Here is a 26,133-nt window from a genome sequence, read left to right on the forward strand (position 1 = left end):
GAGCGTGATCCTTTCCGAAAACCGGATCCGCTTTTCCGGATCACGCTCCTTTTCAGGATCGCGCTCCGTTCAGGCGGCGGTCTTGGCCCGCACGTCCGATTTCTCCAGATAGTAGGTCGAATAGCGGTCGAAGAACTTTTCCGAGCCGCCGAGCGAGCCGTATTTCGGCAGCTTCTTCAGATCGACCTTGTTGAGCACGGCGCCGACGACCTTGCTTGCGACGTAGGGTTCCTGCTCCAGCAGCGAGCGCACCATGGCGCGCGGCGTGCGGCCCCATTCGGCAACCAGCACGAAGCCGTCGACCAGCGGCGCAAACGCCTTGGCGTCGACCACGGGGCCGAGCGGCGGCAGGTCGACGATGATGTACTCGAACGTCTCCTTGGCGTTGTCGATGAAGCGCCGCATGCCGGCCGATGACAGCAGCTCGCTCGTATGCGAGAACTGGCCACGCAGCACGGCCGGGATGATCGCCAGCTTGGTCTGGCGGTCGACCTTGCCGACCGACTGCCAGGTCTGGCCGTTGACCACGGCTTCCATCAATCCCTGCTCGGCCTCCATGCCGAGGTTGCGGCTGAGGCCAGGATTGCGCAGATCTGCATCGATCAAAAGCGTCTTCGAGCCGTTGGCGGCCAGCAATCCGGCGAGATTGGCGGCGACCGTAGACTTGCCCTCGCCGGGCAGGACCGAGACCACGCCTATGACCCGGCTGCCTTGCCCTTCCATGACGACGTCGAAGGCGATCTTGGCGTTGCGCAGCGTTTCGGAGAACATCGATGCCGGCGCATCGACGCTGACCCGCATGCGCGCCCGTTTCTCGGTCGCCGACAATGTGTTGGCGCCTTTGGCATCCGCCGCACCGCCGTCGGCGTCCTTGCCGAGCCTGCCGCCGATCATCGGCAAATAGCCGAGGAATTTGAGGCCGACGCGATCGCGAATGTCCTCGCCGGTCCTGAAGAAGCGCTCGTTGAACTCATTCAGGCCACCGAAGCCGGCGCCAAGCAGCACGCCAAGCACCAGCGACAGCGCCAGCACCCTGGAGGTGCGCGGGCTTGAGGCGGAAAGCGGCGTTGAGGCATCCGAGATGATGCGGACCTTGCCGACCGGGAAGGATTGCTGCTGCGAGGCCTCCTCGTAGCGGCTAAGGAAGGTCTGGTAGAGCGTGGTCAGCGCCTGCGCCTGCTGGTCTAGTTCGCGCAGTTTGACCTGGCTCTGGTTGTCGATGGAGCTCTTGCCGGCCGCGTCGGCGATCTTCTGCCTCAGTGAGGTCTCGCGTGAAAGCGCGACTTCATATTCATTGCGATAGCTTTCGGTCAGTTGCTTCAACTCGCCGAAAATCTGGGTCGACAGATCGGCCTTTTCCTTGGCCAGCGCCACCGCCTGCGGATGGTCGGCGCCGAAATTGGCCGTCACATCCTGCAGCCGCTTGGCCACTGTGAGATAGCGGGTCTTGAGCGTTGCAATGACCGAGCTTGCCGGCTGATCGCTTGAGATGGCGGAATCGTTGAAGGCATTGTCCGAGCCGCTTTCGACGATGGTCTTGTATTGCTGGTAGCGGGCGCTGGCGCGCGCCGTATCGGCCTGCGCGACGATCAGTTGCGCGGTGAGATCGGCAATCTGCTTGTCGCTGATCAGCTGGCCGTCGCTGTTGGCGGCCAGACCATGCTCGGCCCTGAATTTCTCGACCGCCATAGCGGCCGCCTGTGAGTTCTGACGAAGCTCGGTCAGCCGGCCCTGCAGCCAGACCGCAGCGCGCTCGGTAGCGTCGAAGCTGGCATTGAGCTGGTCGGCGAGATAGGCGTCGGCATAGGCCTTGGTGATGGCGGTGGCGAGCGCCGGATTGGTCGACTGGTAACCGATGGCGAGCACATAGGAGCGGCCGTTGCGCTGCGCCAGCACCTCGCTCTGCAGCTTCAGCACGGCATAGTCGTGGCGCGCCGTCTGCATCATGGCCTGGCGTGTCGCCTCATCGACGTTTTCCATGCCGGGAATCTGCTCGGCGGAACTTGAGCGGAAATAGCCGATCACGCCGCGCACGAAGCCGATGCCCTTGACCAGCGCCGATTGCGGCGGGTTCATGAACTCTGCGTTCTGGTCGAGTTTCAGCTTGTCGACCACCACCGAGGCCAGCCGCGCCGAGGTGATGATTTCGATCTGGCTGAGCAGGGCGGCGTCGGTCTGCATGGTGACGGATGCAGCCGAGATGTCGTCGATGACCTTGTTCAGGCCTTCGTCGATCAGCACGCTGGCGACCGACATGTATTGCTTGGGCGTGGTCTGCAGATAGAGCAACCCCAGGAACAGGCCAATGATGGCGCAGACCGCCACCACCTTGACCTGACGCGCCGCCATGCCAAGCAGGCGCTCGACGTCGATGAAGTCTTCACCCTTTTCCTGATCGGGGTTGGGCAATGGCATCCTCTTGTCGAGAGGAAAGCTGGCATAATTCATCTTCGATCCAATTCTAGGTTACAGGCGCCGGAGCGAGACGGGTCAGGTCCCACCTCGTCCGAAGCTGCGGAGATCGGGGGCAAGATATGCAACGCAAGCTTCATGCCATCCGGCGCCGGGCCTGAGCGGCCAGGCGTGCAGGCATGAGCCGCGCCATCGTCCAAACGCATATGCCCTCGAAAGATGGGCATTATGCGGCCACTTCCTGACGCTCATGCGACCGCACGAACGCCTGCAGCATTTCCAGCACAGGTCCCTTCATGTCGTCGCGCGCCAGCGCGAAGGCGATGGTCGCCTCTATGAAGCCTTCCTTGGAGCCGCAGTCGAACATGCGGCCATTGAAAGGCTGGGCAAAGAAAGACTGGCTTTTCGCCAGCCGCACCATGGCATCGGTAAGCTGGATTTCGTTGCCGGCGCCGCGCTGCTGGTTGCCCAGCAGCGAGAAGATCTCGGGCTGCAGGATGTAGCGGCCGTTGATGTAGTAGTTCGACGGCGCATTGGCCGGCGCCGGCTTTTCGACCATGGCCGTCACCTCGAAGCCGCTGCCTGTCTCGGCGCCGCGCCCGACAATGCCGTATTTGCTGGTCTCACTGGGATCACAGCGCTCGACGGCGATCACATTGCCGCCGGTCTGCTGATAGAGATCGACTGTTTCAGCCAGGCAACCTCGGCGGCCGAACGACACCATATCGGGGAGCAGCAGCGCGAAGGGCTCGTCGCCGATGACTTCGCGTGCGCACCACACCGCATGGCCGAGACCATGTGGCGACTGCTGGCGGATGAAGCTGGTGGCGCCGGCCACGGGCAGCATGCTTTCGAGCGCCTCCAGCTGGGTCTTCTTGCCGGTTTGTTCGAGCGTTCCAATCAGTTCGGGGTGCAGGTCGAAGTAGTCCTCGATGACAGCCTTGTTGCGGCCGGTGACGAACACGATGTGCTCGATGCCGGCTTCGAAGGCCTCGTCCACCGCATATTGGACGACCGGCCGGTCGACCACGGGCAGCATCTCCTTCGGAATCGACTTGGTTGCCGGCAGGAACCGTGTTCCAAGCCCCGCCACAGGGATGACTGCCTTCCTGATTTTCTTCATCGCAAATTCCTTCTGAGCAGATCGATTTCAGCCTGTTGCAGGCCACGAACAAACGTCTTCATGTACTCGCCCTCCTTACCTCTCCGCGCCGACGGCAAACTGCGCCGCCACCCTTTTGAGGCGGACGGCGATCGGCATCGACATGTGCCTGACAGCCGCCGGATCACTTAGCGCGGTGCGTATCGCTTTCAACGGCGAACGCGCCTTGATGTGCTGGACCAGCGACAGGAACGATGCCGCCTTGCGCAGGCTGCGGGCGCGTTTGGCGAAGGCGGCCGCAGCAGCAGCGTCCATGGAATTGGTCTCGGCGAAGACCGCGTCGGCCTTGCGCATCGCCTCGATATGGTGAAGCTCGAGCACGCGCGAGATCGAGCCCGTGCGGATGTGGTAGATATAGCCGGTCGTCGGCTCGACGACGCATTTTCCGCTCTTGGCCAGCGCGTTGGCGAGCAGGATGTAATCCTCGCCTATGCTCAGACTTTCATCATAGCGAAGCCCGTTTTCGATCAGGAAACGGCGCTGGAAGATCGGCTTGAGATAGCCAAGGTTGAACGTGGATTCGAAAACGATGTTGCCAGCGATGTAGTCGGCGAGCGTGATTTCACGCAGGCCCTCCAGATATTTGGCGGGAAACATCGTCGCTTCGGCAATGCCGTCCTCGCGCACCACCTGGAGGTTGTCGACGGCGATTACAGCGCCCGCACTTTCGGCTCGCGCGATCATGGCGGCGAGCCGCCCGGGCAGGACGGCATCGTCGGAATCGAGCACCGCGACCCAGCGGCCTGTGGCGAGGTCGAGGCCGGCATTCCTGGCGCCGCCAGGGCCACGATTTGCCGGCAGCGCAACCACTTTGACGACATCTTTTGGATAGGCTCTTGCGACGTCGAGCGTGTTGTCGCGCGACTGGTCATCGGCGACGATGATTTCGACGCTGACATCGCGCTGGGCCATGGCGCTTGCGATCGCCCGGTCGAGCGTGGCCGCGGCATTGTGGGCTGCGATGACAAAGGAGACGTCAGGCTGCACGCTTGGCTCCTTGCTGCGGGGAAGACAGTCCGTATTGGCGAATTTCGCTGATACCGACCAGGCCGCTGACGACGCCGACATGCATGATGCCGCGCAGCACGCTGCGGTTGCGGCGGACCGGGCTAATCGCAGTCAACGCCGCCATGCCGAAGCAATAGGCGGCCTTGGCCGAGGCGAGGCCGACCTCCTTCGCCCGACGGACTGCGCCCGCATTGTGGCCAACAAGGTGGCCATGCGTCTGACCGAAGCGGAAGCGGCGGCGGCGCAGCCAGTCGAAAGCGGCTCGCGAACGCGGCACGACTTCCTCGACCAACGCCTCCGGCGCAAAGGCGATTCGACCGCCTGCCTTGACCATGCGGTCGAAGAATTCGGTGTCTTCGCCGCCGCTCTGGCCGCGCGCCAGGCTGAAACGACGGTCGCGCAAGCTGTCGGCGCTCATCCTCAAAAGGACGTTGCAGGTGTAGCCGGTGCGGATTTCGCCCTGCACCCAGACCGGCAAGGTCGAATGGAAATCGCCCTTGCGCATCCAGTCCGGCGCATCCGGGCGGTAGAGCGCCCGCACCGGACCGAGCACGGCCTCGGCGCCGCTTGTCTCCGCGATAGCAATCAGTTCGGCCAGCCATTGCCGGGAAGCGGTTTCATCGTCGTCGATGAAGGCGAGAAAATCGGCCGTGCTGGCATCAAGACAGGCGTTGCGGGCGACCGAGATGTTGCGCGCCGGGGCGTGCCGGTAGTGGACCAGGAGCTTCAATTCGCTCGCCAGCGCGGTCACCAGCGGCTCGGCGGTCGGCTCGTCGTCATTGTCGGCGACGATGACGCCGATGCCGAAACCGGCAGGCATATCCATGGCAGCGAGCGACCGCAGCGTGTCGGCCAGTTCCGGCCGCCGGAACGTGCAGACGCAGATGTCGATTCGGCGGCTGTCGGCGACCATCATGCCACCCCGCGCTGCGATCGCGAGCCGAGCAGTTGCAGCCAAAACCCGAGCGACCAGCCGAAATGCATGACCATCGCCGAAATGCCCGCCAGCACATTGTTGGGATTGCGCTGGCTGATGGCGGTCACAGCGCCGTAGCCCAGACAGACCGAAGCCCAGACCAGCAGCGGCACCGCCGCCAGCCAGTGGATAAAGGAAAATACCGCGAGAAGGACGACCGGCGCCACCAGCAGCGGGATCATCTGCCGAACTTTCGGGATCATGCGGTGCTTGAGCACATTCTTGGCGCGGCCGCGGCCATAGCCGAGATATTGGAAATACAGGCCCTTCAGCGACGAACGCGGATAGTAGACCATCTGCGTCTTGCCGCTCATCCAGATGCGGTAGCCAGCCTGGCGCAGGCGGTAGTCGAGTTCGGCATCCTCATTGTGGCTGAAGGTCTCGTCATAGCCGCCGACCGCGGTGAAGGCCGAGATCCGGATCAGCGCGTGATGGCCATGGTCCACCCATTCGCCGGCCGAGAAGTGCCGATGCTTGGAGCCGCCGGTGCCGAGCTTGGAATTCTGCGCCGCCGCGACCGCTTTCTGCACCGCGCCGCTGCCGCTGGTCAGCATCGAGACGACGACCGAATCGGCTGAAGTGGCGAGCGCCTCCTCGACCAGCCGGTCGCAATAATCGGCGGGATAGCCGCCATGGGCATCGATGCGGATCAGGTATTCGGCGCCGTCACCGAGGCTGGCGACGGCGAGATTGATCGCCGCGCTCTGGATACGTTTTGGGTTGTGCAGGAGGACGACCTGAGGGTCCTTGGCCGCAACCTCTTCGACAATGGCCAAAGTACCATCGGTGCTGCCGCCATCGGCAACGACGATGCGGGCGCCGAGCCTTAGCGCTGCCGGCCTGAGCTGCTCGAGCAACGCGCCGATATGGGCTGCCTCATTCAGGCACGGAATGACGATCAGGCTTGGCGGCAGCGCTTCGGTTTGCGTCATCGGCGCCTTTCCATGAACTGCACTTTTGTCATTGGTCATCCTTCAGGCCAGTGCCTCGGTGGCGAACGAACCAGGGGCAACCGCAAGGCCGCGCAGCCTGTCGACAAAGGCGCGGCAGTCGCTGCGGTCGTAACTCCAGGTTCGTGGGTTGCGGGCCAGCACACGCGCCTTGGCCTTGCCGAAGTGCTCCTGGTCCATGCGGCCGAGCGCGGTTTCCAGGATTTCGGGCGTGGCATCGGAAAGCAGGATGCCAATGTCCTGCTGGTTGAGAAAGCGCCCCGTCTCGGTAGTGCCCATCGAGATCGGTACGGCGCCGAAGCGGCAGCCCTCATAGAGGCGGTTAGGCAGCAACCATTCCGAATTCTGCCCTTCCTCGAAGAAATCGATCGCCCAGGAAAAATGCACTTCGCCGTAGATCGCGGCCATGTCTTCCGGGTTGCGGTAGGGGCCACGAAAGGAGAGATAGGGTTCGGCCTCGACAAAAGCATGGAAATCCGGGAATTCCGAGAGTGCCGGACGGCCCCGGAGGACGACCTCGAAGCGCCCGCCCTGACGGCGCGTGAAGTCGGCCAGCAGCTCCAGCGAGCGGCGGCAGCGCAGCGCGCCGAACCAGCCGATGCGCCACGGGGGTGCTGCAGGGTTTTCGGCCTTTGACCTGTCATCCAAGGCGATCGGCGCGGTTTCGAAGTATTTGTTTTCGACCAGTTCCACCGGTGCGGCGACCTGCCCGAACGGCTTGAAATAATTGGCGATGAAGGCCGGTGAGCTTGTCACCAGAAGCTTCACGTCGCGGGCGAGATAACGCTCCGCTGTGCGCAGTGCTTTGCCCAGCATGTCATTGCGCAGCACCAGGCGATGGATGTCGAGGCATTCGTAGACGATCGGCACGCCGCCGCGAAAGGCGGCCTTGGCGCGCCTGGCCAGCGCCAGCATTTCCAGATTGCGCGCGATGATGAGGTCGGGCTTCGGCATCGCCGCAAGCTTCGAGCCTATCGACAGCGCCGCCTTGGCGACCGCCGCCAGACGCTGGCCGAATCGGCCGTCACGCGTCGCGCCGAGGTCGACCGGCTGCAGCCCCTCGACGTCGGGAACAGCATTTGTGGTCCGACGGAAGCCGGCCAACGTGACCCGCGCGCCGCCTGCCTTGAGCATTATGATCCGCCGGCGCACCGCCGGGTCGGAAACATCGTGCACAAGGTACAAGACATGCAGCATGAAAACTCGACCGCTGTTGGCCCACCCACGGGAATGCTAACCCAGCTTTTGCTGCATCGCAACATTTTTGGTGCGCCGTAGCATAAGTGCACGTTTTTTGTTGCACTGCAAAATTGATGCGTTACCCTCCGTCGGGCTTGAGCGCCGCTCTGGCTGGTCACCCAGCCCGATGCAGCGATGGATTGTGACGCGAGCCGCATCGGGATCGTCCTGGCGTGGGTATTTTCGGTCACCATGCCCGTCCTAGGCACCGCAGGCCACGCCGCGGAATCTGCTGACGAAATGAGGTATCCCATGAAGATCGTCGTTGAAAACACAGTCTGCCTGAATACCGGGGATGCGGCGATTCTGCTGGCGATCCGCCACATTCTCAAGACGATCGTGCAAGGCGACGTGCGGTTTGCCGTCTTCGACAGCCAGCCCGAGGTTGCGGAACGACTCTATCCGAAGACGGATTATCCCGACCTCGAATTTCATAAGCTGCTGTCGGAATCCCTGTTCCGATACAAGAATGGCAGCGGGCTGAGGGACCGGTTCAAGCCGATCTACAATCGGCTCGTTCTCCAGGCCCTGCGCTGGTTTGGCAGCAGCGCGCTAGGCAATTTTTTCAGCCATCGCGACCGGCGCGGTCTCGATATCTACGCCGACGCGGACATGGTGGTCACCACAGGGGGAACCTATCTCGTCGAGAACTACAATCTCGAACGACGCCTCAATCAGTTCAGGCTCGATGCCGTATTTGGCAAAGATCCGGTCTTCTTCACGCAATCCCTCGGTCCGTTCGACAAAAGTTACAACCGCCAGGAGCTCGGCCCGATCTTTGACCGCAGTCCGCTCATCCTGTTGCGCGACGAACGGTCGCGGACCCATATCCGGGACTTGGTGAAGGATCTCGGAAAGTGCCACGTGGTGGCCGATGCCGTATTCGCCTTGGCCGATACCGACAGGATCCGCAAGCGTCTCGCTTCCAGCCAGCCGCCGGCGTCGACGGGCCGCGTCGCTATTTCGGTCCGCCACTGGAACTACGTCAGCGACGGTGAGGGCGGCATGCGCCGCTATCTGGATTCGGTCCGCGAGATCGCCACAATTCTTGTCAGGGACCTTGGCAAGGAGGTGACCTTCGTCTCCACGTGTCAGGGCGTGCCGGAATATGCCCATGACGATTCCAAGACCGCACAGGCCATCGTTGCCGAGCTCGATCCTGAGATCGCCAGCCACGTGACAGTGGACGCTTCGTTCCACACGCCGGACCAGTTGATGGCGCTGGTGAAGGGCTTCGACTTCGTCGTCGCGACGCGCATGCATATGATGATCATGTCGCTTTGCGTCGGCACGCCGGTGCTGCCGATCGCCTACGAGTTCAAAACCAAGGAAGTGGCCAAGCGAATCGGTGTCGACGATGTGCTGCTCGACATCGACACCGTGACGCCCGAAGAGGCGCGCGAAAAGCTCGGCCGATTTGCGGGAAATCTCGACCGCTATCGCAAGACAAGCCTTCAGGCCGTGCTCGAAGAACATGCTTCGGCAATGTCGGCCACAAACCTGCTGGCGCCGCTGATCGCCGGCCGCTCAGCGGATATTGCGCGCGGCGTTGGACAGGGTGGTGAACAAAGCGCGTCGCGACTGCGGGACGGCAAGCATGAAAACGAGACCGATGCCGTAGTTGAGGGCAAGCGCCAAAAAGACCGCGAGCAGGTCTGACTGGCCCGTTAGAGACGCCGGCAACCACAGGTACAGGAACCAGGCAAGCAGGGACGAGGCGATGAAAAGCCCCTGCATGAGCAGGAAGTCGGCGGCGGTCACCGGACCGACGCGATGGACCAGTAGCGCCAGCACGGGAACGCGCAGCACGTAACCGCTGATGGCATAGGCCGCGGCAACGCCGACGGCGCCCCAGTGCAGGCCGACGACGAAGGCAGCGACGGTCGTCAGCGACGAATAGATGCCCCAATGGAACATGGTCTTCGTCTTGCCCTGACAGATGAATATCCATCCCGTCGTGCTTGAAACGGACTGGACCAGGCTGGCGATGCCCAGCCAGGCAAAGATCGGTGCGACCGGTGCCCAGCCCGCGCCGAAGAGAAGTCCGACGATCTGATTAGAGGTCAGCGTCAGCGCCGCGATGCCCGGCATGGTAACGGCCGCCAGCATCCAGTTGGTGCGCACATAGATATCGCGAAAGCGGGCCTTGTCATCGTGAATGCGGCTGAGCAGCGGCACCATGACCCGTGTCAGCGGCTGGTTGATGTTCTGCAGCGGGAACAACAGGAGCTTGTAGGCGCGGTCGTAATAGCCGAGTTCGATCGCACCGGAATATTTTCCGATGAGAATGTTGTCGAGATTGCGCGAGAAGAAGTTGGCGAGGTTGAAGCCGGTCAGGTTGGCGCCGAACGACAATATATCGGCATCGACCTTCAGGTCCGGCCGCAAAGGCGTCCAACGCGCCACCAGCCAGGCGGCAGCCAGGGCGATAGCTGCCGAAACCGCCGGGCCGATGACCAGCGACCAGTAGCCCAACCCCGCATAGGCCGCGATCGCGGCGGCCAGCAGTCCGGCGGCGGCGCTTATCACATCGTTCAGTGCGAGCTGGCCGAACTGCAGGTGCCGGTTCATCAACGCCAGCGGCACTGCGGCCAGACTGCCGAGAAGCAGCGGCAGGGCAGAGCCAAGGGTGATGCCGGACATACGTTGATCGCCATAGAACGCGGCGATGGCAGGCGCCAGGCCGGCCACTACCACGGCACTACCCAGCCCGACGAGCGCGCTGATCCAGAACACCTGGTTGAGCTGCTGGTTGCTGATGTCCTTGCGCTGAACCACAGCCTGCTGCAGGCCCAGATTCTGAAGCAGCCCGACGAAGGCGACGATCGGCCCGACGGAAGCCACCAGACCGAAATCCTCGGGGACGAGCAGACGGGCCAGCACGATGACGGAGAGAAACTGGATCGCCATCTTGAAGCCCTGGGCGCCGATGGTTACCAGCCCGCCGCGCAGGGCGACACGACCGAACTGGGGGGGCGGATTGGCGTTCATGCAAGCGACCTCGTTTCGCCAAGCCGCATGGCGATTTCCACGAAATGTTGGTTCAGCAGATCGGAGTTGAACTCGGCCTCGATCTTCTTGCGCGCCGCGAGAGCGATCTCTTCACACGGCTTCGGATTCTCGGCGATCCAGGCAAGCTTTCCGGTCAGCGCCGCAACGTCCCGCTCAGCCACGAGAAAACCCGTCTTGTGATCGTCGATCAGTTCAGGGATCCCGGAATGATATGTGCTGACCACCGTCAGGCCGGCGGCCATCGCTTCCATCAGCGAAACCGGAATGCCTTCCAGATCGCCATCGCGGGCGCCGACGCTGGGCAGCAGGAATACATGCGCATCGCGCAGACGCTGTTTGACTTCGCTGTGCGGCCGGGGCCCAAGAAAATTCACCCTGTCGGCAATGCCGAGCTCTGCGGCGATCCCCTTCAGCTGCTCGAGAAGTTCTCCGCCGCCGATCACCGAGTAGATCCAGTCTCGCCGCGGCAGGCCAGCAAGCGCGCGAAGCGCATATTCGATGCCCTTCTTTTCAGTCAGGCGGCAGACCGAGATGAAAGAGAGCGTAGCCTGCTCCCATGAACGCCACCGATAGTCGATGTCACTCGGCCGCACCCCCATATGGTGAACCACAACCTGCTCCGGCGATGCACCGACCTCAATCAAGGCATCGCGGAAAAACGCATTCACCGGCAGTTGAAGAACGCCCTTTTCGAACACAATCTTGTAGCGCGCGAGCGTATTGTCATGCAGCGGTTCGCCGACATCACGGCCGTGAAATATCGTCACCAGGGGAGCGGAAATCCTCCCGCGCTTGATGGCGCGGGCCACGCGCATGCCGTTGTTGCCGAAATGGGCAACGATGACGTCGGCGCCCTGCAGTTTTCGGGCATGAGCAATGTCGATGGCGGTCGAGAGCTTGTCCCAGAACCTGCCGGACCACTTCCTGAGCAGCGGGCGATAGCGACCCAGGCCACCCCACCAGCATATGACCTTTCCTGGCAGCGCCTGCCAGCGCGGATCATCGATGTTGCTGTCCCTGCCGAAGGACGTCTCGTTGCAGACGACGCCGACTTCCATGCCGCGCTCAAGGCATCCGGCTATCTGGTCGAGAACAAAGGTTTCGGACAATGAGGGGAACTTGTCGACTACGAAGCAAATCTTCATCGGCAGGATGCGCTCGTGCGGAGAGCCGGTGTGCCCTTGACAAAAGCCGGGCCGAAAACAGGGTGCCGGAGGCACAAGACATGCAGCATGGAACTCTACCGCTGTTGGCCCACCCGCAGGGACGTTAGTATAGGTCTTGCTGCACTGCAACATTTTTGGTGCACTGTAGCAAGATTTCCCTCGGCTTGGCGTGTCTGCCGATCAAACGCAGAGCAGCAGTGTCAGCCGGCAGAGGAAGGATCCGCCAGGCCCTCGGAAACCCCGACATGACCGGCAGGTTCATGCGCAGGGCTCGATGTGGCCAGTTGGGTAACGATCTGCGCAAAACGTTCATTCAGAACATCTGCGTTGAAGTCGTCCTCGACTTTGCGGCGTGCGGCAAGCGCGATACGCTCGCATTCGGTCGGGTGCTCCCCGGCCCAGGCAAGCTTGCCGGCAAGCGCTGAAATATCTCGCTCGGGCGTAAGCAACCCCGTCTCCCCATCCTTGATGAGCTCCGGGATTCCCGAATGATACGTGCTGACCGCAATCAATCCGGCGGCCATGGCCTCCATGAGCGCGACCGGAATGCCTTCCATATCCCCGTCGCTGGCAGTGATACTTGGCAGCAAAAAGAGATGCGCCATGCGAAGCCGTCTTTTCACCTCTGCGTGAGGGAGGCTGCCGAGGAATGTTACGCGACCAGCCAAGCCCAGCTCTACGGCCAGCCTCTCCAGATTCATCCGCAGAGGACCGTCGCCAACAATGTCGTAACGCCAGTCTAGCTGCGGCTGGGAGGCCTTGAGGGAGGCCAGGGCTCGCAAGGCGAACTCGACGCCTTTCTTTTCGACCAGGCGGCAAACCGTCGTCACGACCAGTTGGGTGCCTTCCCACGATTCCCAGCGATAGCCGATTTCGCGGGTGTCAATTCCCATATGGTGGACCGTCGTGCTCGCCTGGGACAGGCCGGCTTCCAGCAGCATCGTGCGGAAGTAATCGTTGACGGGCAGGTTCAGGGTCCCATGCTTGGTCAGCCCGGCATATTGTGTCGCGAGCACTGCCTGCCGCGCCGGGATCGCCACGTCCGCGCCGTGAAAGATGGTTATGATCGGTGGTTTGAGCACCTTCCATTTCTTCAGTGCGGCTGCTCTCTCGCCGTTCTGTCCGAAGTGGGCGACAATCACGTCGCAGCGGTTCAGGCGGCGTGCAAAGGCGATGTCGAGAACGGTCGAGGCCTTGTATCGCAGACGCGGCGGCAGACGCTGTACAAATTTGCTGATTACAGCGGCCCATCGCCACCAATGTCGGGTTCTGGCGAGCAGCGTCGCCATCGGCTCGCTTTGCCGGTCAATTCGGTGGTCACCTTGCATCTTTTCGCAGACCACTTCGACCTGAAAGCCCCGCGCCAGCAGCCCAGCCATCTGGTCCACGACGAAGGTTTCCGAAAGCAGAGGGAATTCGCCGACGACAAAGCCCACGCGCATGACCCGCCCATAAGGTTGGGGCTTGCTCGGACCAAGCGGTCCATATCGCACAAGCCCTAATGTAGACAGGCAGAATACACGTTGATTGCTGCAGTGCCACAAGATATTGCACTGCAGCAATTAAAAGTGATCCGGACGGGCGCACGACGCCTGGACTTGGCTAACGGGAACTTTGCGCGACCACGGTCGTGCAGCGTCTCAGCTGAACTGCAACACGACGCGTTTAGGCTGCGCGCTCCAAACCGACACGTCTTGCGCGGTCGAGAACGCCCATGAACGTTGCGAACTGGCTGTCGGGGTTCATTTGCCGCCGCTCCGAAAACTGACGTGCTGTCGCTGATAGCCGCTTGTACTCGGCCTCGTCGCTCCACAGCCGCCTGACCGTTGCGACCCAGTCGGCGAGCGGGGCGTCGTAGTCCAGTACCACGCCGCCGGCGCCGATCGCTTCCGGCAGACCGCCGCGCCGCGAGCCGACCACGGGAATGCCACTACAATGCGCTTCCGAGGCCACCCGGCCCCAGGCTTCTTCCCATTTGCTGGGCGCAAGCAGGATTTTCGTGCGGCCGTAGACCGTCTTCATGTCGCTGGTGCGGCTTTCCAGCTTGACGTTCTGGAGGGGAGAGATTGTTGCTTCGATCCGGGCTCGATGATCGTCGTCGAGCTTCCAGCTTTCGACGAACAGGAACGGGATCTCGGGACAGGCGGCGGCAATGCGCACCGCAAGATCGAAGCCTTTTTCCTCATATGGATTGATGAGCGTGACAAATTCACCGGTCGTCGGTGTGCAGTAGAACGCGGGATTGATGGTCGGCGGAATAACCGTCGAATCGATATCGAATTTTGCCTTATAGGCGCGCGCGGTGAACTCGGAGTTGGCGATATAGACCGCCGAATGGAGCTCACGCAGATCGCCGGCCAATTCGTCGAATTCGACATTCCTCAGATAGACGGTCAGCGGCACGCCAAGCCTCTGCAACTCTCTGCCGATCGGCACCGAATTGTGGCACTGCACGACCGCGACATCCGGCCTCAACTTTTTGACGGCGAAGTCGGCCGCTTCCCAGGGGAACCACGCCCGTACAACCGGATAGCCCGGGAAATTGTCGATGACCGCGCGCTGACGAAGGAGCTTCATCTTGGCGCGCGCCCTGAAGCCGAACATGCCGTCGCCGAACAGGGCTGCCAGAACGGATGCCTCGTGACCGTTTTCGCGCAATTGCTCGACCAGGTGGTGGGTGCTCGACTGGACGCCCCCGCTGAATTGCGGCGTGTAGCCGGTGCCGCCTGCAAACAGAACTTTCATGAACCTGGCTCCGCGTTGTGCCGCCCTGCCTTCACGCCGCCATCCTGCCGATCGAGAAATACTCGATGCCGTGACGGGCGATGACCTTGGGATCATAGAGGTTGCGGCCATCGAAGATGACCGGCGTGGTCAGGGCATCCTTCACCGCGTCGAAGGACGGGGCGCGGAAACTCTTCCACTCGGTGGCGATCAGCAACGCGTCGGCGCCGCGCAACGCCGCCTCCTTGGTGCCGCACAACAAAAGGTCGTCGCGCAGGCCGTAGATGGCCTGGCATTCCTGCATCGCCTCGGGGTCGTAGGCCTGCACATTGGCGCCGGCCTGCCACAGCGCCTCCATCAGGACGCGCGCCGGCGCCTCGCGCATGTCGTCGGTGTTGGGCTTGAAGGCGAGGCCCCAGAGCGCGAAGGTCTTGCCCTTGAGACTGCCCTTGAAATAACGGTGCACCTTGTCGAACAGCACCGACTTCTGGGCATTGTTGCGCTCCTCCACGGCGCGCAGCAGCTTGGCGTCGAACTTGACGCCTTCGGCTGTCTTGATCAGCGCGCGGACATCCTTGGGAAAGCACGAACCGCCATAGCCGAGGCCGGGATAGATGAAGTGATAGCCGATGCGCGGATCCGAGCCGATGCCCTTGCGCACCTCCTCGATGTCGGCGCCGAGTTGCTCGGCCAGATTGGCCATCTCGTTCATGAAGGAGATCTTGGTCGCCAGCATGCAGTTGGCGGCGTATTTCGTGAATTCGGCGCTGCGCACGTCCATCACGATCATCTTCTCGTGGTTGCGGTTGAACGGCGCGTAGAGCTCGCGCATCACCGCCTCGGTGTCCTCGCTGTTGGTGCCGACGATAATGCGGTCGGGCTTCATGCAGTCGGCGACGGCGGAACCTTCCTTGAGGAACTCAGGATTGGAAGCGACGTCGAAAGCCAGGTCCTGGCGCCCGCGCGCCTTCAGCGTCTCGGCGATTTTGGCCTTCACCTTTTCGCAGGTGCCGACCGGCACGGTCGACTTGCCGACGACGATCTTGGGACTGTCCATCTCGCGGCCGATGGTCTCGGCCACCGCCAGCACATATTTGAGGTCGGCCGAACCGTCCTCGCCGGGTGGCGTGCCGACCGCAATCATCTGGATCTCGCCATGCTTGACGCCGGCGGCGGCATCGGTGGTGAACTTGATCCGGCCGGCTGCGTGGTTCTCCTTGACCAGGGCCTCCAGTCCCGGTTCGAAAATCGGCACCAGGCCCTGGTTGAGCCGCTCGACCTTCTTTTCATCGACATCGACGCACACCACCTGGTGCCCGACCTCAGCCAGCACCGCAGCCTGCACGAGACCGACATAGCCAATTCCAAAGACCGTCAAATTCATTCGGGTTAATTCCTGTTCACGCCCTTTGGCCTTATATGGCCGGGCCGGTTCAGATTACTTTATGCTGCTTACACTGCATGCCAGCGATTCCGGAAACTGGCACGGCTGGCCGAGCGCGGTGAAGGCCACGCGCTGCACCTGCATCGTCACCTGGCGGCCGGGGTCCGAAAAGGCGCCCATCCAGTTTTTCAGCGTGTCGCTGCCCCAGAGGCTGAAGAATATCTTCTGCGAGTGGGTCGGCAATTGCTCGGGATTGGTCACTTCCTGGACCAGCTTGCCGTTGACGTACCAGCGCAGCCGGTCCTTTTCCCAGATAAAGGCATAGTCGTTGAAGCCCTTGTCGGCGCCGCCTTCGACCTCGGCCAGCTTCTCGTTCTTGGGCTTGCCGGCGATGTAGCTGTTGACCTGCACCTTGGATGTATCCTTGGTCAGCACCTCGAAGTCGATCTCATACCAGGGCTGTTTGTCGGCAGGGCCGATATAGGTGAAGAAAGCGGCGTTGAGACCGGATCCGGTGTCGGTCTTCATCCGTGCTTCATAGGTCCCATATCCGAAGCGCTGCTTGGTCTGGATCTCGGCGCAGGCGAACTCGCGGTCCTTCAGTTTGCGCTTTTCGAAGCCGAGCGTCAGCATGTTGTCGGAAAATTTTACCAGGCTTTTCGACCAGGTGCAGTTCTGGTGATTGCCGTTCGACCAACCGTCGGAGACATACCAGCGCGAACGATCGAAACTCTTGAAATCGTCGACGAAGGACGGTGCGCTTTGCATCTCCGGGGAGGCGTCCTGGGCGCGGGAGGGGTGGGCGGCGCCGAGCAGAGCTGCGGCTGCCGCCAACAGAAGCGCACCAACGGATAGAAGACGCGTTGGGTTTACAAGACGCATTGGCCGATTTGGCCGCGTTGAAATCATGGCATCGATTGCCGCCATGGGCGTCGTCTTCGGATCTGCGTTCATATCAATTCACCTTTGTGCTGTTCCGCCCCAACCCAAAGTCACCGATTGGCCCACATTGCTAACGGGCCGATCCCGATCCTCCGTCCCCGAACTTTCTCTTCTGTGTCTCGTGTGACCGTGTTCAGCCGAAGCGACCTGCGGGTTTGACATATTCCCCGTGCGAATCAGAACTCTGGCCATCCTCGCCGACGATCGCGTCGAGTGAATGACGCAGTTCCTTCATCCGGCTCGTCTGGCGCACCAGCTCGGCGATGCGCTGTTCGCAGTTCAGGATGGACTTCGTCAGCTCGCCGACTTCCGACAGCTTGCTTGCCGACGCCGAGCCGTTCTCCATCGACTCGACCAGGAAGGCCGCGTTGGTGGACTTCGACCGGTAGCGGGCCTCCAACCCGGTCTTCTCGGCCGCAATCTCGGCCGTGATCTGATCCAACAGCTTTGCCAGACGGTCGAAACGCGCCAGATCGGTCTGCTTGTCGCGCGCTGGGTCCCTGGACCTGAAGCCGAAAATTGAAGCCATCCGGTTGGCCTTCCAAAATTGCTGCACCGCAACATACAGTGCCATCGTCGGGGCGTGTAGGCAACCTCCGAGTTTCAGAAAGGCAATTTTTTCAGCCTTGCGGCCGCCGTCCCGGACCTGGCGGAGCCTACTTTTGCGCCGCCGTGCTGGTACCGGCCATGAGGAAGCGCAAGGGCGGCACCGGCTGCTGCCGCGGGGGCAGACCGGCGTGGCGAAACAACGCATCGAGCTTGTCGGCGGCCACGCCGACAACGATGGGAATGAGATTCGACTGGCTGGCCAGCGCGTAGGCGGCGGCAGACGCCATGCCGCGCTCGGCCTTCACATCGAGAAAATTGCGCAGCCGGTATTTGTCACGCACATGCCGCTCGTGCTTGCGCAGCAGGGCCTTGGAGCCTTCCGGCAGGCTGTCGATCTTGAGCAGTGCCAGATCCGCATCGGCGAGGCGCTTCAGATCCTGTGTCTTGTGGCGCCCGCTCAGCGAATCGGCGCGCACGATCGCGCCATAGCCGCAGGAACGGATGACCTTGAAGCGTGCGCCAAGGGCAAAGGCGCGGGCGTACAGTTCATAATCTTCGCCGAGACGCAGGTTCTCGTCGTAACGCAGCCCATGCCTGTCGAGGAAAGCTCTTGATATCACCGGCTTGAGAAAGCCGAGTTCGCCGCGCTGGACACGCCGTCTGGAGATGTTGCCCTCGATGAACCGCTCGAAGTCGAGGAATTCCGGGTCCGCCGAAAAGGACGGGGCGACGATCTTAGAGACGTCGGTCGCCGTATCGTCACGGATCAGCATGATGTTGTCGGCGGCGAAATCCCAGTCGCTGCCGGCAAACAGCTGGCGAAACCGTCCCTGAAGGAAGAAATCGTCGGCGTCGAGAATGCTGATGAAAGGCGATTTCGACCCGGCAATGGCGGCATTGCGAGCGAAGGACGGGCCGCGATTGACGTCGAGCCGGATGACCGAAAGCCGACCGCTGCCATCGTCGGCAGCGCTGGCCACCTTTGCGGTGTCGTCGGTGGAGGCGTCGTCGACGACAACGACTTCCGCCACCTCCGGCTCGCGCAGCGCCGAGGCGATGGCTGCGGGAATGGTCCGGGCCGCGTTGCGCGCCGCGATGATCACGCAGACCCGGGATTCTGTCATGGACATAGGGTGGCCTTTCGATTGCATAAAGTGTCGCGAGGCCCCTCGCCCTCCCGGCGCGCGGCGCCGGACCCCGATCCATCCCCCGATCCATCCCCAGCGGATCGGGACGGAACGTTATCTGCCTGCTGCATGACGACCCTGATCGTCACCGGCTTTCCCGCTCGAAAATCCGCCGGCTGAGGTCGGCTGACGCGGCCCAGCCGGCCTCGGTCAGGTAGCGGACAGGTTCGCGGCCGCACAATTCCCACAAAACGGTGCGCCGTTGCGGCCATCTGAGCGACGACAGCCACGGCGCGATGACCATGTGGAACAGGTCTTCATTGCCGATGCGTGACAGGATCCTGGTGGCCCGATCCGACAGCAGCGTGCCGGCGCCACCAAGCAGCACATCGGCGGCGCGCAGGCCCAGCAGCAGGGTGTCGGCCAGCCCCTGCTCGGCCGCGTAGTCGAGCACAGTCTGCTGCTCGGCCTCGCTCAGCCGACTGGCAGCGGCCCGGATATCGCAGACATAGCCCGCGCATGGCTCGCGGTTGAACAGCGCCTTTGCGACACTGATGCAGGACAGAAGCAAAGTGTCGGAGGCCGAGATGAACGGCACGCTGGAGCCGGCGATCGCAAGCGCGCGCTTGCGGCGCAGGAACCCTTCCGTATCGCGCGGGCTCGGCGATCCCGGCTGCTGGAGCCGGTAGTGGAGATCGACGGTGGACAATTTCCGACCCTGGCTGCGAACCATGTGCTGCTCGCCCAGAAAGCGCACCCACCAGACGGAGCGGGACTTGCCGGCGACCTCGTAGCCGATCGAGCGCAGCGCATCACGAGCTCTAAAGAAGCCGGCCGGCGACACCAATATGTCGACATCTCCGGACGGCTTCATGAAATGGTCGCCATAGAGCAGTTGCTGCTGGAGGGGGCCCTTCAGGAAGACGAAATCGATGCTACTGCCGCGCAGCGCCTTGTCGATGGCCATCGAATCCATGATGCCGGACGAGTTCATCGCAATCGTGCGCCGGCGATAAGTGTCGAGCCACTCGAGCAATCCCGGCGGCGTCTCGCCCGCCGGTGGCCGCGACAGCGCCCTCAGCATGAAGGTGGCGACCTTGTTCAGCCTGGCGATGTCGCAAACATCGGCAACGGAGATGGCCGGTGCAGGCGCGGTGCTGGGGCTCGTCCCGGAGGCGAAGAACAGCCGCAGGCACGCCTGCACATAGGCCACTTCGTCGGCGCAGCCAGCGGCGCGCAACCTTTCGAAGGTCCCTTCCTGCAAGGCCATATGCTGCAGCATCTCCGCAAAAATTCGCCAGGCGCGTTATATTGCAAGTGCGAAGCAAAGCATCGCCAAATTCATGCGCCGCGTCCAGTTTTTTCCTTGGAGACAATTTTCCTGCAACCTGGACGTCTAACGACACAGTCGTACAACGTGATGCAAGTCGTCGCCTGATCGGAGCCTCTGCCCGACACGTCAGCAACAATCTTGTGGTAACGCGCTGGCGCCCAAATGACGAGCATTCGACTAGAAAATTTAATCTAATAGAATCAGTTGCTTAGTTAAGCACCACGGACACTGCGCTGAAATCGCCTAGGCTGTGAAAATGCAAGCGGTTTTGATCACCATTGAAGGCAACCGCAACCCAGAATTGATTAACGGCGGGTAAATCAGGCTTGACTCATAAATGCTGCCATGCAGCTATTGCGGTGCAGCAATAGCTCGCTGCCGGCAATCGACAGGCCGCTTCCAGTCCACAAGTGGAGAGTAAAATGGAACAGAATGTTGAAAAGCATGAGTACGAAACCCCTAGCCTGACGGTCCACGGCTCGATCGAGACCATCACGCAAGGCGGTAGCGGTACTACGGCACTCGACGCCTCGTTTCCGGCACATACGCCGGTCGGCGAACTCACCTTCTCCTGAGTCTTCTCTCGTTGGGGTGACAAAGTCCGGACTCTGCAAACAGAGCGCACTAAGGAGAGTCGGGGGTCAAACCCCGGCTCTCGCGTCTTTGTCCGGAATTGCCGAAGCGTTGGTGTTGTGAGTGAGGTTTAGGAATGGACTGGAATCCCTCGGACCACGATCGGATGAGCGCGAGCAAGGATGCCGTGGCCTGCGAATTTGGCAACGGCCTGGCGCTGCTCGATATGAGGTCCAACATCTATTACAGCCTGAACAGCGTCGGCGCCTATATCTGGGAGCTGATCCAGGAGCCGCGGCCGATTTCCGAAATCCGCAGCGCCGTGCTGGACCGCTACAATGTCGATCCGGAACGCTGCAAGGCCGATGTCGATGGATTGTTGAAGGGCTTGGCGGACGCCGGGCTTGCGAGGCTCCATGATGAGGAACTTGTCTAGAGCTTTCTCGCTGAGCGGGCCGGAGATGCTCTTTCTCGCCCACTGCCTTGCGGTGGTCGTGGTGGTGCGGCTGGGGCTGACGCTGCTTTCCTATAACAGGATTCGCGGCATGGTGACCCGGTTCGACGCGCGCGAACCGGCCGACATCGGCGATCTCAGGCGTGTCGCCTGGGGCGTGGCTGCGGCTGCCCGCCTGGTGCCTGGCGCAAGCTGTCTGACCCAAGCGCTTTCCGGCCAGTATTTGCTTGCCCGCCAGGGCAACGCCTCAAAAATCCGCATCGGCATCGAGCGCGATACCGGCACCGAGTTGAAGGCGCATGCCTGGCTGGTCAGCGGCGACCACATCGTGCTCGGCGGCTCGCTTGGCGGGTTTAACCATCTCGTCGACCACGGCCAGTGAGCGATGAGCGGCGTCGCCGGAATTCTGCTGAGGCAGGAAGGCAAGCCGGCCGCCGCGGCCGACGTCCAGCGCATGCTTACCCGCATGCAACATCGCGCGCCTGACGGCAGTTCGTGGTGGATGGACGAGGGCGTCGTTCTTGGCCACGCCTGGCTCAACACCACCGATGAAGCCGGCCCCGGCCCGCTGACCATGGCCGGCGGCAAGCTCGCGATCACCGCGGACTGCCGGCTGGACAATCGCGACGAATTGCTGGCCAGGCTCGGCATCCGGGACAATTCGGTTGCCGACGCCGTGCTGTTGATGCGCGCCTATCTGCGCTGGGGCGAAGCCTGCCCCGAGCATCTGCAAGGCGACTTCGCCTTTGCCATCTGGGATGGCGAGCGCCGGCAGCTGTTTTGCGTGCGCGACCATTTCGGCGTCAAACCGTTCTACTATCATTCGAGCGACCGGCGCTTCGTCTTTGCCTCGGAGATCGGGCCGATCCTCGATGCCGGCGGCGTCGACATGCGCATCAGCGAACACCAGATTTCGGGATTCCTGGCCGGGCTGCCCGATAATCCGCAGTCGACAAGCTATGCCGATATCTTCCGCCTGCCGGCGCGCCACAGTCTGACCGTGACCGGCAAACAGGTGGTGCTGCGTCGCTACTGGCAGATCGAACCCTCGCCAAGGCAGATGCGATCGGATACGGTCGAGGAATTCCGGCATTTGTTTTCGCAATCGGTCCGCAACCGTATGCGCGGCACGCCTGCGGTCGGCGCAATGCTGAGCGGAGGGCTCGATTCCTCCTCGATCGCCTGCGTGGCGGGCCTGCAGAATGCCGCGCAGAGAAAGCCGAGGCTGCCGACCTTCTCGCTGGTGTTCGAAAAGGGTTCGCCGATGGACGAGCGGCCTTTCATCGAGGCAGTGCTTGGACAGGAGAAGGTCGACGGCACTTTGATTTCCGTCGGCAACTACGCGCCCTTCTCCGAGTTCGAACGCATTCTGGAAGAGCAGGAGGAAACGTTCCTGGCCCCCGGCCTGTCGCTGACCCGCGACATCTACAGGACCGCCGGCGCCAAGGGCATGAAGGTGCTGCTGGACGGCCATGGCGGCGACGAGGTGGTTTCGCAGGGCCACGGCCATCTGCACGAACTCGCCTATGCCGGCAAATGGATGGAGCTGTGGCGCGAGCTGCGCAGCGCCTCCAACACCTATGGCGATGGCATGCTCGGCCTCTACTACAAGTTCCTTACCCTTTACGGGCCGGCCTGGCGCATCGCGAGAATCAAGCGGTTCGCGAACCGCGTGCTTGGCAAATTGCGGCGCCATCCCACTGGGCGGCCGGCGACGAGCTGGCGCGCCCTGATCAATCCGGACCTGGCGATGCGTACCGACCTCGTCGAGCGGTTCCGCAGGGCCGGCTATATGGCGCCCGCGGTCAGCGCCAGCGAGACCTTGACCCATCGCTGGCTGCTGTCGAACGGCATGGTGCCGCACGCCTTCGAGGTACTCGACAAGGCGGCGGCGAATTTCGGCGTCGAGCCGCGCTACCCCTTCTGGGACAAGCCGCTGGTCGAGTTCTGCCTGGCGCTGCCCGGCGCGGAAAAGCTGAACCAGGGCTTTGGCCGCTCGGTGTTGCGCCGCGCCATGGAAGGAATCCTGCCGCCGGCGGTGCAGTGGCGGCGCGACAAGATCGATTTCACCTCGAACCTGGTCAAAGGCATGCTCGGCAATCACCGTGATCTCCTCGACAAGGTGCTGGTAGCGGATGCGGCGCTGATCGCGCCCTATGTCAATTTGCCCGAAGTGACAGCCGCCTATGGCCGCATCGCGCGGCAACCGGACGAAGCCACCCTGCCCGATGTCCAGTATGTCTGGCGTTCGATCGCGTTGTCGCTGTGGCTAAGGCAGGTGCAACAGCGCGGGAGCCAAGCATGACACTGGCCAACATGCCACTCACCGCCGATGCGATCCGCGATGCCGGCCATCCCAAGGCTCGCGCGCAACGCTTCTACAGGGCTTATGGCCTGACGATCGGTTCGCAGGTCGAATTGCCCGAGCTGGAGCCGAGCGCGCCGGCGGCGGTCGATGTGGTGATTACGGTCGGCCCGATCGACTTGCCAAAACTCTCGCCCGAGACCGGAACTGCTTTCCGCTTCGAGGCGCGGCAGCAATATCTGGCATGGCAGACGGTCGGCGCGTTCCTGATTACCGATGCCTGCCGCATCGAGGTGGAGCCGGCGCCTGATGTCGACGATGCACTGCTGGCGTTTCCGCTGCTCGGTCCGGTCATGGCACTGCTCCTGCACCAGCGCGGCCTGCTCATCCTGCACGCCAGCGCCATTGCCGTCGGCGGCAAGAGCGCTGTTTTCATGGGCGACAAAGGCGCCGGGAAATCCACGACGGCGAGCGCGATGATCCGCGCCGGCCATCGCTTGCTGACCGACGATGTCGTGGCGCTCGATCTCACGGACCGGCCGATGATCGTTCCGGGTTTTCCGCAGCTGAAACTCGCCGCCGATGCGGCCGCCGCGTTTCCCATCCGCCAGGCAGAAATACGCCCGCAGGTGCATGCGGCGATCGACAAGATGCAGCATCGCCTGCACGCCGGATTTGCGGCAGACGCGGTGCCGGCGACCCGGATCTATATCCTCGAGCGCAGCGACAAAGCAGCGATCACGGCGCTGCCAGGCATCGGCGCCCTGCCGGCAATCATCAAATTTTCCTATGTGACGCGTTTCGGCCGTCCAGCCCTGGTCGGCGATTTTGCCACGACACATCTTCGCCAATGCGCCGCCCTGGCCAGCCAGATCGGCGTCTGTCGCCTCGAAGTGCCCACCGGGCTCGACCGTATCGGCGAAGCTGTCGCCCTGATCGAAAACGATCTGGCGGCCGACAAAGGGCCGCGGTGACTGACATGTCCGCATCGCAGATCCTGCGCTTTTCGTTTTACCGCGATGTCGCCGGCTTCGGCGCCGCCATGGCCCGGATCGGCGGGCGCAGGACCTTCACGGCATTGCTGTTCCTGATCCTGGGAAGCCTGACCGAAGGCATCTCGATCCTGCTTCTGGTGCCGCTGCTGCATCTGGTCGGGCGACCCGAGCAGAATTTCGCGGTCAGGTTGCCTGACCGCGACTGGGTGCGCTGGCTGGCTCCGGACGGAACGCTGCAATTGACCACGGTGCTTTGCCTGCTGGTCGGGCTTGTCGCGCTGCAGGCAGCGTTCAACCGCTATAAATCCGTCTACATGGCGCGGCTGCTGCTCGACTTCATCAATCGCCTGCGCATGAACCTGTTCGAGAGCATCGGCAAAGCGCGGTGGGGGATATTCGCGCGCATGCGCAGCTCGGATCTCGACCATGCGCTGACCGGCGATATCGACCGCGTGCAGTCGGCGGCGTTCTCGCTGCTGATGCTGGTGCAGATCGCCGTGCTTCTGGCGGGTTATCTCGTTGTCTCGCTGTTCATTTCGCCAGTGATGACGGCGTTTGCCATTGTCGTCGGCATCGTCACCTTCCTGGCGCTGCAGCCGTTTCGGGCACGAGCCAGCGCCTTCGGCCGGGTTTTGACCAGCAATCGCCAGGAGCAGTACCGAACGGTCTCGGAGTTCCTCGGCGGCATCAAGGTGGCCAAGAGTCTGAATGTCGAGGCGACCTATTACGCGCAGCTTCGCGCGACGCTGGAGAAGATGAAGGCCGACAACATCAACTATGTCCGCAACAGCACCATCGGCACCGCTCTGTTCCAGGTCGCCAGCGTCATTGGTCTGAGCCTGTTCATCTATGTCGCTTTGGTCCGCTTCAACCTCTCGCTGGCCGAGATCGTTGTCCTGCTTCTGGTGTTCATGCGCATCGCGCCGCGTTTCATGGACATGCAAATGCAGGCGCAGCAGGTGCTGATCAACCTGCCGGCCTATGCCTCGATGCGCGACATGCAGGCGCGTTTCGATGCCGAACGCGAGCCGGCAAACCTCGAATCGGATGCCAAGCTGTCGCTCGATGTCGGGCTCAACATCCGCAACGTCTCCTTTGCCTATGAGGCCGGCGGCAAGCCGGTGGTGAGCGATGTGACCTTTGGCCTTCCCGCCGGCAAGGTAACGGCGCTGATCGGTCCGTCAGGATCGGGCAAGAGCACGCTTGCCGACATGCTGCTTGGCCTGCTCGAACCGAGCGAGGGCAAGATCCTGGCCGATGGCGTCGAGATCGGCGCCGCCAATCGCCGGCGCTGGCGCGACCAGGTGGCGTATGTGCCGCAAGACGTGTTCCTGCTGCACGATACGATCGCCGCCAATCTGCGCCTTGCCGCGCCGCAAGCCACTGACGCGGAGCTGTGGACTGCACTGCGCGCTGCGCATGGCGCCGACTTCGTCGAGCGGCTGGAGTTGCGGCTCGACACGGTGGTCGGCGACCGCGGCGTCCGGCTCTCGGGCGGCGAACGCCAGCGCATCGCGCTGGCGCGCGCGCTGCTGCGCAAACCTTCGCTGCTCATTCTCGACGAGGCGACCAGCGCGCTCGACTGGCAGAACCAGTCTCTGATCGCCAAATCGATCGACGGCTTGCGCGGATCGATGACGATCCTGACCATTGCGCACAGGCCATCGATGATCGCCTTCGCCGACTGGGTGGTTGCAGTCGAAAACGGACGAATCGTCGAAGTCGGGCAATATCAGAGGTTGAAAGCGAAGGCCGGCAGCCGCCTGTCGAAAATGCTTTCAGGCGAGCAATCGGAACCCGAGCCGGCCGAAGCAGGCTGAGT

At 62.4% G+C, this 26,133-nt stretch carries 21 protein-coding genes and 1 pseudogene; 7 read left to right on the plus strand and 15 right to left on the minus strand.

Features of this window, described 5'->3' with window-relative positions:
* Positions 1-69: 69 nt before the first annotated feature.
* The 6 genes from NKI32_RS11045 to NKI32_RS11070 all read right to left on the minus strand — a co-directional run bounded on the left by NKI32_RS11045 (position 70) and on the right by NKI32_RS11070 (position 7,705).
* Complete coding sequence (locus tag NKI32_RS11045; RefSeq protein WP_353002613.1) at positions 70-2,448, minus strand: polysaccharide biosynthesis tyrosine autokinase; 2,379 nt, start codon at positions 2,446-2,448, stop codon at positions 70-72.
* Between the two features lie 190 nt (positions 2,449-2,638).
* Complete coding sequence (gene galU / locus NKI32_RS11050; RefSeq protein WP_023668795.1) at positions 2,639-3,535, minus strand: UTP--glucose-1-phosphate uridylyltransferase GalU; 897 nt, start codon at positions 3,533-3,535, stop codon at positions 2,639-2,641.
* A 75-nt stretch (positions 3,536-3,610) separates the two neighbouring features.
* The gene (locus NKI32_RS11055; RefSeq protein ID WP_023668796.1) at positions 3,611-4,561 is read right to left on the minus strand and encodes a glycosyltransferase family 2 protein; all 951 of its coding nucleotides are present in this window, start codon (positions 4,559-4,561) and stop codon (positions 3,611-3,613) included.
* A complete protein-coding gene (locus NKI32_RS11060; protein ID WP_352738832.1) occupies positions 4,551-5,498 on the minus strand; it encodes a glycosyltransferase family 2 protein in 948 nt (315 codons plus the stop codon). The genes NKI32_RS11055 and NKI32_RS11060 overlap by 11 nt, the downstream gene beginning before the upstream one ends.
* Positions 5,495-6,490, minus strand: coding sequence for a glycosyltransferase family 2 protein (locus tag NKI32_RS11065; RefSeq protein WP_352738834.1), 996 nt, complete (start codon positions 6,488-6,490; stop codon positions 5,495-5,497). Before NKI32_RS11065 ends, NKI32_RS11060 begins: the two co-directional genes overlap by 4 nt.
* Before the next feature lie 42 nt (positions 6,491-6,532).
* Positions 6,533-7,705, minus strand: a complete 1,173-nt coding sequence (locus NKI32_RS11070) for a glycosyltransferase (protein WP_023729637.1) — start codon at positions 7,703-7,705, stop codon at positions 6,533-6,535.
* A 294-nt stretch (positions 7,706-7,999) separates the two neighbouring features.
* Between NKI32_RS11070 and NKI32_RS11075 the strand changes: the two are divergent.
* A pseudogene (locus NKI32_RS11075) lies at positions 8,000-9,049 on the plus strand (polysaccharide pyruvyl transferase family protein); the annotation flags it as partial.
* A 225-nt stretch (positions 9,050-9,274) separates the two neighbouring features.
* On the opposite strand, the gene NKI32_RS11080 reads toward NKI32_RS11075, so the two are convergent.
* From NKI32_RS11080 to NKI32_RS11120, 9 genes are all read right to left on the minus strand, one after another.
* A complete protein-coding gene (locus tag NKI32_RS11080; RefSeq protein WP_023684224.1) occupies positions 9,275-10,738 on the minus strand; it encodes a lipopolysaccharide biosynthesis protein in 1,464 nt (487 codons plus the stop codon).
* Positions 10,735-11,904, minus strand: a complete 1,170-nt coding sequence (locus NKI32_RS11085) for a glycosyltransferase (RefSeq protein ID WP_023694198.1) — start codon at positions 11,902-11,904, stop codon at positions 10,735-10,737. The genes NKI32_RS11080 and NKI32_RS11085 overlap by 4 nt, the downstream gene beginning before the upstream one ends.
* Positions 11,905-12,125: 221 nt before the next feature.
* Positions 12,126-13,367, minus strand: a complete 1,242-nt coding sequence (locus NKI32_RS11090) for a glycosyltransferase (protein WP_023696969.1) — start codon at positions 13,365-13,367, stop codon at positions 12,126-12,128.
* Positions 13,368-13,590: 223 nt separating this feature from the next.
* Positions 13,591-14,670: a glycosyltransferase gene (locus NKI32_RS11095; protein WP_023696968.1), complete on the minus strand. Its 1,080-nt coding sequence runs from the start codon at positions 14,668-14,670 to the stop codon at positions 13,591-13,593.
* A 31-nt stretch (positions 14,671-14,701) separates the two neighbouring features.
* Positions 14,702-16,033: a UDP-glucose dehydrogenase family protein gene (locus NKI32_RS11100; RefSeq protein ID WP_023755600.1), complete on the minus strand. Its 1,332-nt coding sequence runs from the start codon at positions 16,031-16,033 to the stop codon at positions 14,702-14,704.
* Between the two features lie 54 nt (positions 16,034-16,087).
* Entirely contained in the window at positions 16,088-16,987 is a 900-nt protein-coding gene (gene exoK, locus NKI32_RS11105) for an endo-1,3-1,4-beta-glycanase ExoK (RefSeq protein ID WP_023668806.1), read from the minus strand.
* 121 nt (positions 16,988-17,108) lie between these two features.
* On the minus strand, positions 17,109-17,504 hold the full coding sequence (locus tag NKI32_RS11110; RefSeq protein ID WP_023696966.1) for a cytochrome P450 family protein: 396 nt from the start codon (positions 17,502-17,504) through the stop codon (positions 17,109-17,111).
* 127 nt (positions 17,505-17,631) lie between these two features.
* The gene (locus tag NKI32_RS11115) at positions 17,632-18,654 is read right to left on the minus strand and encodes a glycosyltransferase family 2 protein (protein WP_353002615.1); all 1,023 of its coding nucleotides are present in this window, start codon (positions 18,652-18,654) and stop codon (positions 17,632-17,634) included.
* Positions 18,655-18,796: 142 nt separating this feature from the next.
* Complete coding sequence (locus tag NKI32_RS11120; RefSeq protein ID WP_353002617.1) at positions 18,797-19,921, minus strand: nucleotidyltransferase family protein; 1,125 nt, start codon at positions 19,919-19,921, stop codon at positions 18,797-18,799.
* Between the two features lie 485 nt (positions 19,922-20,406).
* On the opposite strand from NKI32_RS11120, the gene NKI32_RS11125 reads away from it, so the two are divergent.
* From NKI32_RS11125 to NKI32_RS11150, 6 genes are all read left to right on the plus strand, one after another.
* The gene (locus NKI32_RS11125) at positions 20,407-20,559 is read left to right on the plus strand and encodes a lasso RiPP family leader peptide-containing protein (protein WP_023684233.1); all 153 of its coding nucleotides are present in this window, start codon (positions 20,407-20,409) and stop codon (positions 20,557-20,559) included.
* A gap of 164 nt (positions 20,560-20,723) precedes the next feature.
* Positions 20,724-20,993 carry a PqqD family protein gene (locus NKI32_RS11130; protein WP_245259933.1) on the plus strand — a complete coding sequence of 90 codons (270 nt, stop codon included), beginning with the start codon at positions 20,724-20,726 and terminating at the stop codon, positions 20,991-20,993.
* Positions 20,986-21,393, plus strand: coding sequence for a lasso peptide biosynthesis B2 protein (locus NKI32_RS11135; protein ID WP_353002618.1), 408 nt, complete (start codon positions 20,986-20,988; stop codon positions 21,391-21,393). Before NKI32_RS11130 ends, NKI32_RS11135 begins: the two co-directional genes overlap by 8 nt.
* A gap of 3 nt (positions 21,394-21,396) precedes the next feature.
* The gene (locus NKI32_RS11140) at positions 21,397-23,316 is read left to right on the plus strand and encodes a lasso peptide isopeptide bond-forming cyclase (protein WP_353002619.1); all 1,920 of its coding nucleotides are present in this window, start codon (positions 21,397-21,399) and stop codon (positions 23,314-23,316) included.
* An 11-nt stretch (positions 23,317-23,327) separates the two neighbouring features.
* Positions 23,328-24,290, plus strand: a complete 963-nt coding sequence (locus tag NKI32_RS11145) for a phosphoenolpyruvate carboxykinase (ATP) (protein WP_502897939.1) — start codon at positions 23,328-23,330, stop codon at positions 24,288-24,290.
* 5 nt (positions 24,291-24,295) lie between these two features.
* On the plus strand, positions 24,296-26,131 hold the full coding sequence (locus NKI32_RS11150) for an ABC transporter ATP-binding protein (protein ID WP_353002621.1): 1,836 nt from the start codon (positions 24,296-24,298) through the stop codon (positions 26,129-26,131).
* Positions 26,132-26,133 lie beyond the last annotated feature (2 nt).

Source organism: Mesorhizobium sp. M0761, from assembly GCF_040320205.1.
GTDB lineage: Bacteria > Pseudomonadota > Alphaproteobacteria > Rhizobiales > Rhizobiaceae > Mesorhizobium.